General features: G+C 58.4%; 10 protein-coding genes and 1 pseudogene. 8 read left to right on the top strand and 3 right to left on the bottom strand.

The window, feature by feature from the left end; all coding sequences use genetic code 11:
* Window positions 1-65: 65 nt before the first annotated feature.
* Window positions 66-962, top strand: a complete 897-nt coding sequence (locus GFM02_RS01500; RefSeq protein WP_168272014.1) for a LysR family transcriptional regulator — start codon at window positions 66-68, stop codon at window positions 960-962.
* 233 nt (window positions 963-1195) lie between these two features.
* On the opposite strand, the gene GFM02_RS01495 is transcribed toward GFM02_RS01500, so the two are convergent.
* Complete coding sequence (locus tag GFM02_RS01495; RefSeq protein ID WP_011649313.1) at window positions 1196-1690, bottom strand: Lrp/AsnC family transcriptional regulator; 495 nt, start codon at window positions 1688-1690, stop codon at window positions 1196-1198.
* A 150-nt stretch (window positions 1691-1840) separates the two neighbouring features.
* Between GFM02_RS01495 and GFM02_RS01490 the strand changes: the two genes are divergently transcribed.
* The 5 genes and pseudogenes from GFM02_RS01490 (at window position 1841) to GFM02_RS01475 (ending at window position 9542) form a co-directional block, all read left to right on the top strand.
* Window positions 1841-2047, top strand: a complete 207-nt coding sequence (locus GFM02_RS01490; RefSeq protein WP_168272013.1) for a hypothetical protein — start codon at window positions 1841-1843, stop codon at window positions 2045-2047.
* 27 nt (window positions 2048-2074) lie between these two features.
* Window positions 2075-5782 carry a trifunctional transcriptional regulator/proline dehydrogenase/L-glutamate gamma-semialdehyde dehydrogenase gene (gene putA / locus GFM02_RS01485; protein WP_168272012.1) on the top strand — a complete coding sequence of 1236 codons (3708 nt, stop codon included), beginning with the start codon at window positions 2075-2077 and terminating at the stop codon, window positions 5780-5782.
* Between the two features lie 369 nt (window positions 5783-6151).
* A pseudogene (locus GFM02_RS35420) lies at window positions 6152-6265 on the top strand (RHE_PE00001 family protein); the annotation flags it as partial.
* Between the two features lie 481 nt (window positions 6266-6746).
* Window positions 6747-7169: a hypothetical protein gene (locus GFM02_RS01480; protein ID WP_168272011.1), complete on the top strand. Its 423-nt coding sequence runs from the start codon at window positions 6747-6749 to the stop codon at window positions 7167-7169.
* A gap of 114 nt (window positions 7170-7283) precedes the next feature.
* Window positions 7284-9542, top strand: a complete 2259-nt coding sequence (locus tag GFM02_RS01475) for an MFS transporter (protein ID WP_168272010.1) — start codon at window positions 7284-7286, stop codon at window positions 9540-9542.
* Between the two features lie 273 nt (window positions 9543-9815).
* On the opposite strand, the gene GFM02_RS01470 is transcribed toward GFM02_RS01475, so the two are convergent.
* Complete coding sequence (locus GFM02_RS01470) at window positions 9816-11024, bottom strand: three-Cys-motif partner protein TcmP (RefSeq protein WP_168320537.1); 1209 nt, start codon at window positions 11022-11024, stop codon at window positions 9816-9818.
* Window positions 11025-11126: 102 nt separating this feature from the next.
* On the bottom strand, window positions 11127-11960 hold the full coding sequence (locus GFM02_RS01465) for a DUF5131 family protein (protein ID WP_168273356.1): 834 nt from the start codon (window positions 11958-11960) through the stop codon (window positions 11127-11129).
* 485 nt (window positions 11961-12445) lie between these two features.
* Here GFM02_RS01465 and GFM02_RS01460 point away from each other — a divergent pair, with 485 nt between their 5' ends.
* Both GFM02_RS01460 and GFM02_RS01455 read left to right on the top strand, forming a co-directional pair.
* Window positions 12446-12619, top strand: coding sequence for a hypothetical protein (locus tag GFM02_RS01460; RefSeq protein ID WP_168273355.1), 174 nt, complete (start codon window positions 12446-12448; stop codon window positions 12617-12619).
* 184 nt (window positions 12620-12803) lie between these two features.
* Window positions 12804-13814, top strand: coding sequence for a LacI family DNA-binding transcriptional regulator (locus GFM02_RS01455; protein ID WP_168273359.1), 1011 nt, complete (start codon window positions 12804-12806; stop codon window positions 13812-13814).
* The last annotated feature ends 38 nt before the right edge of the window (window positions 13815-13852 follow it).

Raw genomic sequence — 13852 nt, 5'->3', positions numbered from 1 at the left:
TAGCCGGACTGGTTTCGCGCGACTAGAAGCTATAATATGAACGTCGTGATGAAGGAGATTCAACAATGCGGCGCGACGAGTTCACGGAAATGCGTGCGTTTATCGAGGTGGCTCAGGAGCGGAGTTTCACGCGCGCTGCATCAAAGCTGGGAGTCACGCGCTCGGCGCTGAGCCATACGATCAGCGCGCTCGAAGCCCGGCTCGGCGTCCGGCTTCTCTCCCGCACGACGCGTGACGTGGCTCCCACGGCGGCCGGTGCCCGGCTCGTGGAAAGTATCCAGCCGCATTTCGAGAGCATCGCCGCCGGGATCAGTGCTCTCGGCGCGCTGCGCGACAAGCCCTCAGGCCAAGTCCGCCTCGTATGTCCCGATGATGCCGTGGAGCTGGTTTTCCGTTCGAGGCTGCCGGCATTTCTACGGGATTACCCCGATATCACCGTGGAACTCATCGTCGACAACGGTTTCACAAATATCGTGGAGCGCCAATTCGATGCTGGCGTGCGGCTCGGCGAAGCGATTGCGCGCGACATGGTGGCCGTTCGCATTGGGCCCGATATCTCTTACGCGGTGGTCGGATCACCCGAATATTTTGCGGCCCGCACTGTGCCTTCGACCCCGCATGACTTGACGGACCACAATTGCGTCAACCTGCGTCTTCCGACGTCAGGCGCTCTCTATGCCTGGGAGTTTGCAAAGGATGGCCGCGAGTTCAGCGTCCGTGTGGAAGGCCAGCTCGTGATGAGCAACATAGGGCCGGCTATCAATGCCGCTCTCGATGGGGTGGGGCTGTCTTATGTGCCGAGGGACCTGATCAGGCAATATTGTGACAGCGGTCAACTGGACGAAGTGCTGGTCGACTGGACGCCAACATTCCAAGGGTATCATCTCTATTACCCCAGCCGGCGCCATCCATCCCCTGCTTTCTCCGCCTTCGTCGAAGCCTTTCGCTACCGGCATCGGTAACCAACACTCTTGTCGATAGGCTCTGCCGGACAACGGGGCGCAACACGCTGCGCTCCTTGCTCATCGAAGGTTGCCGAGTGCTTTACCGCGCGCTGTCGATGATTGCGCCGCCGGCGTGGTGGAAAGAGTACGGCAAAAGCGTGCCGGTGAAACCGCACGCACGCGGCCGGAAAGCGAGAGCATGATGTCGAGAGGTGTGGGCAGCTGCTTTGGGCCGATCGCCGACAACAAGTTCACGAAAAACTCGAACCGGACTTGTCCCAGCCTTCCTTGACCGTTTCCATCGCGACATTCGTCGATGTGCTGGCAACGTGAGGCAGTGTCGAGATACGCTCGCCGAGAACGCGACGGTAGCGGCCGATATCGCGGGTGCGGATCTTCAGGAGATAGTCGAACCTGCCGGCGATCATGTGGCACTCTTCGACTTCGCTGATCTTCTTGATGGCATCGTTGAAGCTTTTCAGCGCGTCCTCGCGGGTATCGGAAAGCTTCACCTCGACGAAAGCGATATGGTCGAGCTGCATTTTCGACGGATTGAGGACGGCCTTGAAGCCTTCGATATATCCTTCGCTGATCAGCCTTTTGAAGCGGATCTGGCACGGCGTCTTCGACAATCCGACACGCGCGGCGAGATCCGTGATCGACAGCCTTCCGTCCTCGGTGAGTGCTGTGAGGATCTTTCTGTCGAACTGGTCCAATTCACTAAAGATGTCGGTTTCAGTAGCCATTTGAACTCTCGCGGACTGATTAATAAGTTCATACAGCCTGGAAACTGTTGAAATCAAGTGAGATTGCGATTTGCGAATATGATAGATTATCTGCCGAGCAGAAGAGCGCTGAAATCGGTATCGGCGCCGCGCTCAACACGGGGATCATACATGCATAACAAAGAAGCGGATGACGATCGGACGCGGGACCTGCTCGCTCACTACCGGCCGCTGGCGATCAGGGCCGTGGCTGCGGCGCTCACCCTCAAGCGCGATAGGCCGGAAGCGCGCCCGCTGCGAGAGACGGAATATTCCGGCCCCGCCTTCACCGACGATGCACAGTGGGACGACGAACCCGGCATCTCGTTCATCCGTTAAACCAGACACCGATTGATAGGTACTTTCATGTTGAACGCAGCGATCGACCCCGCCCCCTCCAATGATCCGGCCGACGGCGCGCCATTCTCGGCCTTTGCCCCACCGATCCGACCGCAATCTGAACTTCGCCAGGCCATCACGGCAGCCTATCGCCGGCCGGAAACCGAATGCCTGCCGCCGCTCGTTGCAGCAGCGCGCGTCTCCGAGGCAAAACGCTATGACATTCGCAGCACGGCCCGCAGCCTGATCGAAGCATTGCGCGCCAAGCACAAGGGGACCGGTGTCGAAGGGCTGGTGCAGGAGTATTCGCTTTCCAGCCAGGAAGGCGTGGCGCTGATGTGCCTCGCCGAAGCGCTGCTGCGCATTCCCGATACCGAAACCCGGGACGCGCTGATCCGCGACAAGATTGCCGAGGGGAACTGGACCTCCCACATCGGCGGCGGAAAATCCATGTTCGTCAATGCCGCAACCTGGGGTCTCGTCGTCACCGGCAAGCTGACGTCGACGGTCAACGACCGGAGCCTGTCGGCAGCGCTGACGCGGCTGATCGCGCGCGCCGGTGAGCCGGTCATCCGTCGCGGCGTCGACATGGCGATGCGCATGATGGGCGAGCAGTTCGTCACCGGCGAAACGATCGCAGAGGCGCTGAAGCGCGCCCGGCCACTGGAAGCACGTGGCTTCCGTTATTCCTACGACATGCTGGGCGAGGCCGCGTCGACCGCGGTCGACGCCGAGCGTTATTTCAAGGACTATGAAAAGGCGATCCACGCCATCGGCAAGGCGTCGGACGGGCGCGGCATCTATGACGGCCCGGGCATTTCGATCAAGCTTTCGGCCCTGCATCCCCGTTACGTGAGGTCGCAGGCCGGACGGGTAATGAGCGAGCTGCTGCCGAAGGTCAAGGCGCTGGCTGTTCTCGCCAAGACCTATGATATCGGCCTCAATATCGACGCCGAGGAGGCCGATCGGCTGGAGCTTTCGCTCGATCTCCTTGAAGAACTCTGCTTCGCCCCTGAGCTTGCCGGATGGAATGGGCTCGGCTTCGTCGTGCAGGCCTATGGCAAGCGCTGCCCCTTCGTCCTCGACTATATCATTGATCTCGCACGCCGCTCCGGGCGCCGGATGATGGTTCGTCTCGTCAAGGGCGCTTACTGGGATGCCGAGATCAAGCGCGCCCAGCTGGACGGTCTCGCCGACTATCCGGTCTATACCCGCAAGATCTATACCGACGTCGCCTACATCGCCTGCGCGCGCAAGCTGCTCGATGCTCCGGATGCGGTCTTCCCGCAATTTGCCACCCATAATGCCCAGACGCTCGCCACGATCTATCGACTGGCGGGTCCTGATTTCACCGTCGGCAAATACGAGTTCCAATGCCTGCATGGCATGGGCGAACCGCTCTACGACGAGGTCGTCGGAAAGGAAAAACTCGACCGGCCCTGCCGCATTTATGCGCCTGTGGGAACACATGAGACGCTGCTCGCCTATCTGGTTCGACGCCTTCTGGAAAATGGCGCCAATTCCTCCTTCGTGCACCGCATTTCCGATCCGAATGTCTCGGTCGAGGCGCTGATCGCTGATCCCGCCGAAATCGTTGCAGCCATGCCCGTTGTTGGCGCGCCCCACACGCAGATCGCCTCGCCGAAGGCTCTTTACGGCAACGCGCGGACCAATTCCGATGGTCTCGATCTCTCGAACGAGGCCACCCTTTCGGATTTGGCTGCGGCGCTCGCCTCAACGGCTGCGGCCCCGTGGCATGCGCTTCCCCTCCTTGCCGACGGCTCTACGGATGGGGTGACGCGCGATGTTCTCAATCCTGCCGATCACCGGGATGTCGTCGGTACCATAACCGAAGTGAAGGTCGAGGAGGCCGCACGCATCGTTCGCATGGCGGCAGAGCACGCGCCGCAATGGGCCGCCGTACCGCCGGCCGAGCGTGCCGCCTGCCTGGAGCGGGCCGCCGACATCATGCAGGCCCGCATCAAGGCGCTGATGGGAATCGTCATGCGCGAGGCCGGCAAATCCGCGGCCAATGCCGTCGGCGAAGTGCGTGAGGCGATCGACTTCCTTCGCTACTACGCCGAGCAGGCGCGCAAGACCCTCGGCCCGTCGCATGCACCCCTCGGCCCCATCGTCTGCATCAGCCCGTGGAATTTCCCGCTGGCGATTTTCACCGGGCAGGTCGCGGCAGCCTTGGTGGCCGGCAATCCTGTACTTGCGAAACCTGCCGGCGTCACGCCGATCATCGCTTCGGAGAGTGTCAAGATCCTTCACGAGGCGGGTGTGCCTGTCAGTGCCCTGCAGTTCGTGCCCGGCAGCGGCCGTCTCGGCGCCGGCATGGTCGGTGCGGAGGAGACGGCGGGCGTCATGTTTACCGGGTCGACCGAAGTTGCCCGGATGATCCAGGCACAGCTGGCCGAACGGCTATCGGCGACCGGCAAGCCGATTCCGCTGATTGCCGAAACCGGCGGCCAGAACGGCATGATCGTCGATTCCTCGGCATTGGCCGAGCAGGTCGTGGCCGACGTCATTGCCTCTGCCTTCGACAGCGCCGGTCAGCGCTGCTCGGCGCTCAGGGTTCTCTGCCTCCAGGACGATGTCGCCGACAGGACCCTCGCCATGCTGAAGGGCGCCTTCCGCGAGCTGACGATCGGCCGTACCGATCGGCTGAACATCGATGTCGGCCCAGTCATCAACGACAGCGCAAAGACGGAGATCGACCAGCATATCGAGCATATGCGCGGCTTAGGCCGCAAAGTGGATCAGCTGCCGCTGCCCGAAAGTGCCGCGGCGGGGACCTTCGTTCCCCCGACGATCATTGAGATCAAATCCCTGGCAGACCTGACAAGGGAGATTTTCGGCCCTGTCCTGCACGTCATCCGCTTCAAGCGAAACGGGCTCGACCGTCTGATCGACGACATTAACGCATCGGGTTATGGTCTCACATTCGGGCTTCACACCCGGCTTGACGAAACGATCGCGCATGTGACCAGCCGCATCAAGGCCGGAAACCTCTATGTCAACCGGAACATCATCGGTGCCGTCGTCGGCGTGCAGCCTTTCGGCGGCCGCGGCTTGTCGGGAACGGGTCCGAAGGCCGGCGGTCCGCTCTATATCGGCCGGCTGGTGCAGCGTGCGCCCGTGCCGCCGCAGCAGGATTCCGTTCATACGGACCTTGCCCTTCGTGACTACATCGTCTGGCTCGACAAGAAGGGCTTGTCGGGCGAGGGCGAAGTGGCGCGTGGATATGCCAGCCGCTCGGCGCTCGGGCTCGAACGCGAACTCACCGGTCCGGTGGGCGAACTCAATCTCTACGCGCTCCATCCCCGCGGCCGTATTCTCGTCGTGCCGCAGACGGAAGGCGGGCTTCATCGCCAGGTCGCCGCGGCCCTGTCGACCGGCAACCATATCGTCGTGGACGCGGGTTCCCTATCGAAGTCAGTCCTGGCAGACCTTCCGGCGGCTGTCGCCGGCCGGATCTCCTGGACCTCGGATTGGGAAAAGGACGGGCCGTTCTCCGGCGCGCTCGTCGAAGGGGATCGCGACAGGGTTCTCGCCGTCAATCAGAAGATTGCTCACCTGCCCGGTCCGCTGCTGCTGGTCCAGGCCGCGACGACCGAGGAATTGGCGAATGATCCCGAAGCCTATTGCCTGAACTGGCTGCTGGAGGAGGTGTCGACGTCGATCAACACCGCGGCTGCCGGCGGCAATGCAAGCCTGATGGCCATTGGATGAGTAGAAGACGAGGGCGCAGAAAAGCGCTCTCGTCGGCATCACTATGCGCCGATGAGACTCGAAACGGAAATGGGGCCTTCGCCCGGCAATTCCATCTCGATGCCTTGGACTATAAGGGCGTCCGACGGCGGCGATCTTATTGCGACACGGTAGTCCTGGCGTAAGGAACGAAGATTGTGCCTTGGCGAAGATTTGTGGGTTATCTAGGCATCAAACTCGGGTCTGGGGTGGCTGATGATTTTCGTATTCAGATCAATCACCATCGATAAGCATTACTTATCGATGGTGAGCAGCCGCGTAGAAACCCGCAGCCGTGACAGAAGTCATTAGCGATATCACTTCTAGTTAAAGACACATTTATGCTTTCAGGTGACGTACGATCTCGCCATACCCATCCAGGCCCTGCTGCGACCGATCTCGGACGCCGGCAGCGCGCTGACGCGTCTCGACGAGCGCATCGCCCGCTCGACGGTTGGCCTTGGTGAAAAGCGTCGCGGCTTCTGACCTGACATGCCGCCCTTCGAACGACCTATAGCCTGGCTCTGAGTCCCCTTTTTGAGCTCCTGTCCGTGGCGGTGGACCTTGACGATGGTGGCGTCAACCATGGCATATTCCATATCAGGTTCATCTGAGCAGACCTCAAAAAGCCTCGTGAAAACATCGGCTTTGACCAAGTCGCGATACCGTTAGATGGTGTTCCATTTTCGCCCATTGGGCGTCGGTCTGCGGGAGCGCGCTGTTGCGGCGGTGCATGGGAGCCTCCCAATCGTTGATTGCCGCCACGATCGGTTGTGGTTTGCGGTAACTCGAAGGGTCAGCGGGTGCGGGCGGTATCGAACAGTCATTTTAGAACTCGGACATTGATACTCCTAAAGGTGGATATTGTGTCGAAAATAATCGCTTTATTGATGTAGCAACTTCTGCGACATTATTTGTGCATTTGGACTACCTTGGGGAGAGGGCTATGGCCAAGATCGACATGCCTAACGGGGACGACGCCAACATAAACGGAGACGATGTGCTTGTCGTTCGAGAACTCGCCGCTGTTGAGCGGAAATGGGGTGACGTTGAAACTTCAAGTCGAAGCATCATCTTCACGAAGAGCGGTGCAATCTACCCTATCCTGGAGGTCCCACAGATTCTTGAAAAGCTGGATGGCGTGAAGTTTGCGGAATTGACAGCACCAAACGAAATGCCTCTTCACGTAAATGTTGAGGCCGTTACTGACCGGGACGATGCTTCCCGCGCTTTGGATGATCCACGAACAAGATCGGTGCTTCGCTTCGGCGCAGGAAGGAAGGCAGCGACCGTCCGGGTGCGTGAAACGAAGGAGCAGCTCGAGGAGATTTGGAACGCTCTGGGACTTCCACTTGATCCCCTTGCTTGAGGTCACCCTTTACGAAGGATTTGTAGGCCTCGAATTCGCGCCACGATATTTGCCTAAAGCCCCCATAATTGGGGCGAAGCAAACGGTCCTGTGCACACCACACTGGGGGCATAAATGTGGGCTAGACGATCCTTCAATTATCTTCTGCCAAGGGCACCGCTGCTCATTGTCTCGTTAGTATTCGCCCTTCTTGCAGTGCTGATACCCGATCAGATCAAAAATATAATCTCCGACGAATGGGGGGAGGGTAGCTTCCTCAGTCGCATAGGTTTCTTCCTGCCAGTGATTTTAGCGGCTGCGGCCAACATTGTACTATTGTCGGGAGTGACGGTTATTAGGCCACTGCCAGACCTGACCCTAGCGACGCTTCCGCTTGCTGCCCTTTCCGTGATGATGTTGCGTGCTTCTCCTTCGACACTTTATCTGAGCATCGTGACATTGCTTCTTGCGATCGCTCTAAACTGGTGGACGCTGAGGCGCGTGACCGATTCCCCGAAACGATATCGGGCAGTCGCGATTGCAGTTTTGGGGATAGTGGTTTGGATCAGCGCAAGCGCTGTCTTAATCTTCTATCCGATCAAATTACCCACAGCGTTGGGTTTGACCGTCGTCACAATCGGCGTCAGCCTGATCGGGCTCGCAGCCGCGACAGTGCTTGTTTGGCCCCGTGTCGCCATCGCATATCTTTTGGTCTGTCTGATCACGGCACTTTTTGGGCCACCACAACGAGCAATTCCGCTCGTGCCGGCATCGGATAACCAAGCGCCGCCGTTGGAGGAGGGCTTACACGAGTGGCTGAACACGCGGGCTGACCTAGAGGCTTATAGGCAGGCGAAGCGGCCTTATCCGATCATCATCAGTTCGGCAGAAGGCGGCGGGATTTATGCAGCTGCCCACTCATATATGGTTTTGAGCGTGCTGCAGGAGATTTGCCCCGGATTTTCGCACCATCTCTTTGCTAGCGTTGGTGTATCCGGAGGAAGCATAGGCAATCTAATCTTTCGTTCAAATTTAAAGGACGAAGCACCCTCAGGTCTGATTGCCTGCCGCAAACCCTCCAAACAAATCGATCTTTCCCCGGTGGCTTCGGATTTTCTGTCTCCTACGCTCGCAAACCTGCTGGTCGGTCAGGTTGCCGATTTTCTTGTGCCTTGGGTGCAGATTATGCCGGATGGAGGGAGGGTTCTCGCGGACACCATCGCTGCTGATCTTCCGAATAGCGACAAGCTCACACAGCCTCTCGGTGTCTCTTGGTCTCCGCGCTCCTCGCTTCCGGCGGAGATTTTCGTCACGACCGACGTGAACCGCGGAAACCGTTTCATCATGTCCGCGATTGGAGGTGACATCGCTCATAATGCAGAAACCTTTCCTTTAGGAAGTAATCTGAGTGAAAACGACATCCCATCAAACCAAGCCGCCGTCGCCAGTGCGCGCTTTCCTTGGCTCACGTCGACGGCAAGGCTGCTTGCCCATGAAGGCGACTACAGGGTGCTAGCCGACGGAGGCTATTTCGAAAATTCCGGTGCTGAAACGGTCATTGATCTCATCGAGGAAATCCAGAATTTTGCCAAGCCCTGTACGGCAGCGGATCGGGGTCAGAGCCCGGTCCAAGAGCAATGCACCTGCCCGATCATAGTTGAAACGGCATTTGTAAAAGACCTGAGTTGGACCGGATGTGAAAAGCATATCTACTTCGCTTATCTGCCGATAATCGGCCAAGAAAACGGCATCCCAGGATACACGTACGAGACCACACTCAATCCGCATCAAAACTATCTCTCAGATCCTCTGACGACGATGTTGTGGACAAGGACCACGCGCGGGCAGTTGGCGTTGACCCGTGCGCGGAGAGTTCTGATCAAGGATGATCCGGATATGGTGCAGGGCACCAACGTTCACGGAGGCTATTTTCCGCATTCAATGCCAATCGAAGAACTCAATCTGCCTCTCGGATGGAAGCTCTCATCGATCGCTTTGACGCGTATGCGCGACCTAGTCGCACCAACCGAGAAATGCGGGTTTCTCCCAGGAGGTGAATTTTTCGAGGATTCGATGTATGTAGCCGATGACGACAAATGGTGGAATAAATTGATGGCTGAGCAAGCCGCGAGTTCGGCTCAGGTCGATTCTGATGAACCCGAAGCCCCGGCCGGTCAGCTGATGCCGCCGTCTCCGCCGCCCACAGGGTCGGGCGAGCAGAATGAAGCCGGTCAAGCAAACAAAGGCGACAGCGAAAGCTCCGTGGAAAGTGAGACGGGGCTCGTCGATACAGCTGTGGAAGGCAATGCATGCAACATGCTGTTGCTTGCTTGGCTGTTTAATCCGGCCGGAACGAAAGACTACTATGGGATCCCTGCGTGGGGACACCCCTAGGTTCAGTTCAGCCGATATCGTCTACCTCGATCCTCAAGCACGTCGGGTTGGCCGCCACGAATACGAATTCTCGGTGACTGATGAGATTGCCCTACGATATGCTTCCTAGTTAGCGGCCAGATACGCGATATTGCTTCCATATAGCGTCGACAACCTGACCTCTAAAATCCGCAAGCTAGTGGCGGCTAAACTGGATGACCTAGAGGTCTGATATTCGCAAGCCAAGCCGAAAGCGGCAGGCACGATTTCCGCGACGTCGTCATCCCTGCCTGCCTAGCGGCTACCGAGCGACCAGAGCTTCGGTTGTTGGGCGACACCAATGGTATCCCGATACACAGGCACAGACGTACGTTTCGTTCCATTGCCTTCGTTTCGGAGGTCTAGCTCCTTTTCCTCGACGAGGAATGCCGTCACCTTGTCGATGTCGGCGAGGCGAGCAGGTGTTTCGTTGGCGATGGAAGTGACGAAATTTCCGTATGGAACCGAAATGCTCCCATGGGCGGCCCGCATTCTGCGCATGAAGTCATCAGCAAGCCGGTCTTTCATAACCTCCTCGTCTTTGGCGCCGAACCAAAAATCCGGAGCGCCGTTCGGATCGATGTTCGGGTTGAAGCCCAACATCTCCAAGCCGCCATGACCTTGATGCAAGGACTGATTATTGATCAGCCAGTGGCTGTCGACCATCACATTTCGCGCCTTGAGGTGGTTTGACAGATGAACCAGCCATAGGTCCTTCCGGGCTTCCTTCGAGCGAAGAAAAAACGGGCTTTGAAATTTGGCTTTGGTAGCATCGGCGATGTGCCGCAACAGCAGACGCTGAATGACGTATCGTCCACCTTGCTCGTCCTTGAAGCGGAGAAATTCGCGAAGCTGCTCTTCCGATATTTCAATAGGCGAGACGCGCTTCAGCGTCTGTGGCTTGTCTGTCAGGTAGTCGATCAGCCAACCGACTGCAAAGGTGAGAATGCATTCTGCTGCGCTAAAGCGCAAAATCTTCCGAACCGTTTCGAAAGCAACGTCGGAGTAGCCTTTCTGATCCAGCAGAAAGATCGACCGTCCAACCCCGCGCTTGGTCCGGCCTTCAATACGACGACAAATATCCGGAAATACGGTTTCAAAGTCGGTGTTGTAAAGGAAGATCGATCGGTCAAGCTGGTCCAGGTAACCGGCTTTGATCAGCTCCGCCCGCAAAAATTCGATGTGATCCCGTTTGCTGTCGACGAAGTGATACTCCGCGTCGATCGTCAAAGGCTTGTTTCGACCGGCATTTGCTATCCGTTCTGCTTTGGCGACCGCCTCGAGAAACAAAAATGGGGTGCCGTTTACGATCGAACCGTCGTCCGTAAACCTCCCGCCACCGCAAAAGCCATCAACGAGAGTGATGCGCTGTCGGTCCTGGGCATGATTTACAAGAATTGCGGGAAAGTAACTTTCCAGATAACGCGCGATCAGTCGAAGCTTTGCATCACTGTGGGCGCTCAACGAAGGAGGCGTTGAACCTATCTTCCAGCCGAATTCAGCGATTGTCGCGACTCCTGTTGTCGATCAACAGGAGGTTGCGATTGTGTTACAGCCCTGTCAAGGTCAGGCCGCGTTTACGTTCTTCTTATCACCAGCCGGAAAGTGTCTGATTAGTCTCCCGTCCAAGAGACCACCACCCTTGCCGAACGGATCAAGTTCCTTGATCTCTGCGGCGAAAATGCCCTTCTCCTGTACGAGGGGATTGTTGCCCGATGCGCCCCACTGCTTGTGAAAGGCAGCAATTCCGAGAGCATCGCAATCTGCGATAATGTCCCTGACCCAATTGCACATCATTGGACGCGCACCAGGACCGCTTTCGCCACCGCTGATCAGCCAATCGGGCCTTGGATCTGCTTCTGAAATACGAAGGGGACCGATCGCGGGCTCATAAGAAACAAACCAGACTTGGGCGGGGACCTCGTTGATGACGTGTTTGCGCTGATCGAATCGAACCTGATCTTCGGCCGTAAAGCCGAGCCAGACGTTTGAATACCCGGTAGTGCCCCAATCTGGCGGAAGCATTTTCTTGATATTCTGCGGACGCTTTGTCAGGAGCTGCCAATCAAGCGAGGGTGTGGCACGAATGACGTTAAAGAGGTCGAGACGCCAAGCAGGATCAGCCTTATTATCGAACACATCTGCCAGCGATGCGCAGAAAACTCTCTGCCTGCGACCATGAGCGGCGGTGAACTCCGCCGCTTTGCGCTGCCAGATATGCGGCGACCGCCAATAGCTATCGGTCGTTCGTTTGCGCGGCGAGTTGCCCCATTTGACTTGGCCCGACCGCTTCGACCACGCTTCGGCATAGCAATGATCGCAGCCCGGACTGATATTCGTGCAGCCGGTCCATGGATTGAAGGTGTGATCAGTCCATTCGATTGTTGAATTCATCGCCATGGCGAGGCCCTTCATGCAAAGCGGCGGTTGAAACTACCTTGGTTTCCGATGGTGACCAAACAATTAAAATACCAACAATTTTCGCTGATGAAGAGTTGGTTCATTTTCCTTCCTGACCAGCGACCCTACAGTTTGCAACGCATAGCAGTGAAACGAGGAAATGCTGCCATCTATTCTCAAACAGCATGGCCGATGTTCAAGTCGAGTGTTGAGCGCTGCCTATTCATCCGCTGTATGCGCTCATCTGCGACCCGAAGCGAATGGGCTCGATCAGGCTGGGGACATCGAGCATATCCGCCAGGTCGTCCGCCTTGCCGACCGCAGTCATCGTGCAGAACACACGCAGCAGATGGAGTTGAAGCGCTCACTGAAGCGCGGCAGGACCTTGGGTCTTGGGATGTAGATCTTTGGGTCGGACCAGGGATTTCGAGGAGGCTCATGCTACGTCTTAGAGACTTTTGGGCTCGCGTCCCGAGCGGAGGGGTTTGAGCTTCATCGCTCACCTGCCCGGTCCGCTGCCGCTGGTCCAGGCCGCGACGACCGAGGAATTGGCGAACGATCCCGAAGCCTATTGCCTGAATTGGCTGCTGGAGGAGGTGTCGACGTCGATCAACACCGCGGCTGCTGGCGGCAATGCAAGCCTCATGGCCATCGGCTGAATGACCAGACGAGGGCGCAGAAAATGCGCCCTCGGCCGCATATTGCATGCGCCGATGTGCCTATAAGAAGCCCATTCCAAGGATGTTCATAGGGCAAAGGCGTGTTCCGGCGTGCGGCGCGCGTAAAAGCCGCTTGACAAAACGCGTCTGCTGCGACTATTGGGTAATCGATCACCCAAGGAGGATGGTGCGGATCGTGGCAGTATCTCTTTCTGACATCGCGGAACGTGCGGGAGTCTCGGTAAAGACGGTTTCCGGCGCATTGCACGGCGGGTCCGCCCGCATGTCGGACGATACGCGCCAGAAGGTCAAGGCCATTGCGGAAGAGCTCGGCTACGTGACCAACCTTGCGGCGCGTGGCGTGCGACAGGGCTGGCTGCCGCTGGTCGGCGTCGTCTCCGACGGCCTCATCACTTCGCCCTTCGCTACCGAGATCGTACGTGGCCTCGACGGGGCGGCCCGCAGCGCCGGCATGGCGGTCTTTGCTGTCAACCACCGCAGCGGCCAGTCTATCGGCTCGGTGCTCGACGAGGTGCAGCAGTTCCGGCCCCGCGCCGTTGCTTACGCCGCCATGTACCACAAGGATGTCGCCCTGCCGGACAGGTTGGCGGGCGCCGTCGGCGTCATGATCAACTGCCGAGAGGCTGCCGGCCGCGTCACCGCGCTGGTGCCGGATGAAGAGGGCGGCGCGCGGGAGATCGTGCGTTATCTCCTCGTCGCCGGCCGGCGGCGCATCGCCTTCATCAACCTGCCGGGCATTCTCGCCGGCATGCTACGCGAGATGGGGTTTCGTGCGGCTCTTGAGGAGGCGGGCATCGACCACGTCGGCGTGTTTCCGGCGGTGCGCCGCAGCGTCTACAGCGACCGCGCGCCAAGCCTTGTTGCCTCTCATGTGGAGGCGCTTCTGAAATCCGGTCAACGGCCGGACGCCATCCTTTGCGGCAATGACCGCGTGGCGATGGAAGTCTATGCGGCGCTTGCCCGCGCCGGCCTTCGCATTCCGGATGATATCGCGGTGGCAAGCTTCGACAACCAGGTCGAGATTGCCTCGCGGCTGGACCCGCCATTGACGACGATGGCCCTGCCGCACCGCGCCATGGGCCGCCTTGCCATGGAGATCCTCCTGGCCGAGCAGCCCGAACCGCCGCGTCTGCGGAAACTGCCGTTCCATCTGGTCGAACGGGCATCCGTCTGAAACATCGAGTGTCTAACAGGAGGAGAATATCATGAGCA

The sequence above is a fragment of the Rhizobium leguminosarum bv. viciae genome, from assembly GCF_012276115.1.
In the GTDB taxonomy this organism is placed as follows: domain Bacteria; phylum Pseudomonadota; class Alphaproteobacteria; order Rhizobiales; family Rhizobiaceae; genus Rhizobium; species Rhizobium leguminosarum_T.
Note: the sequence above shows the minus strand (reverse complement) of the source record. Positions and strands in the feature narration are given on the sequence as shown.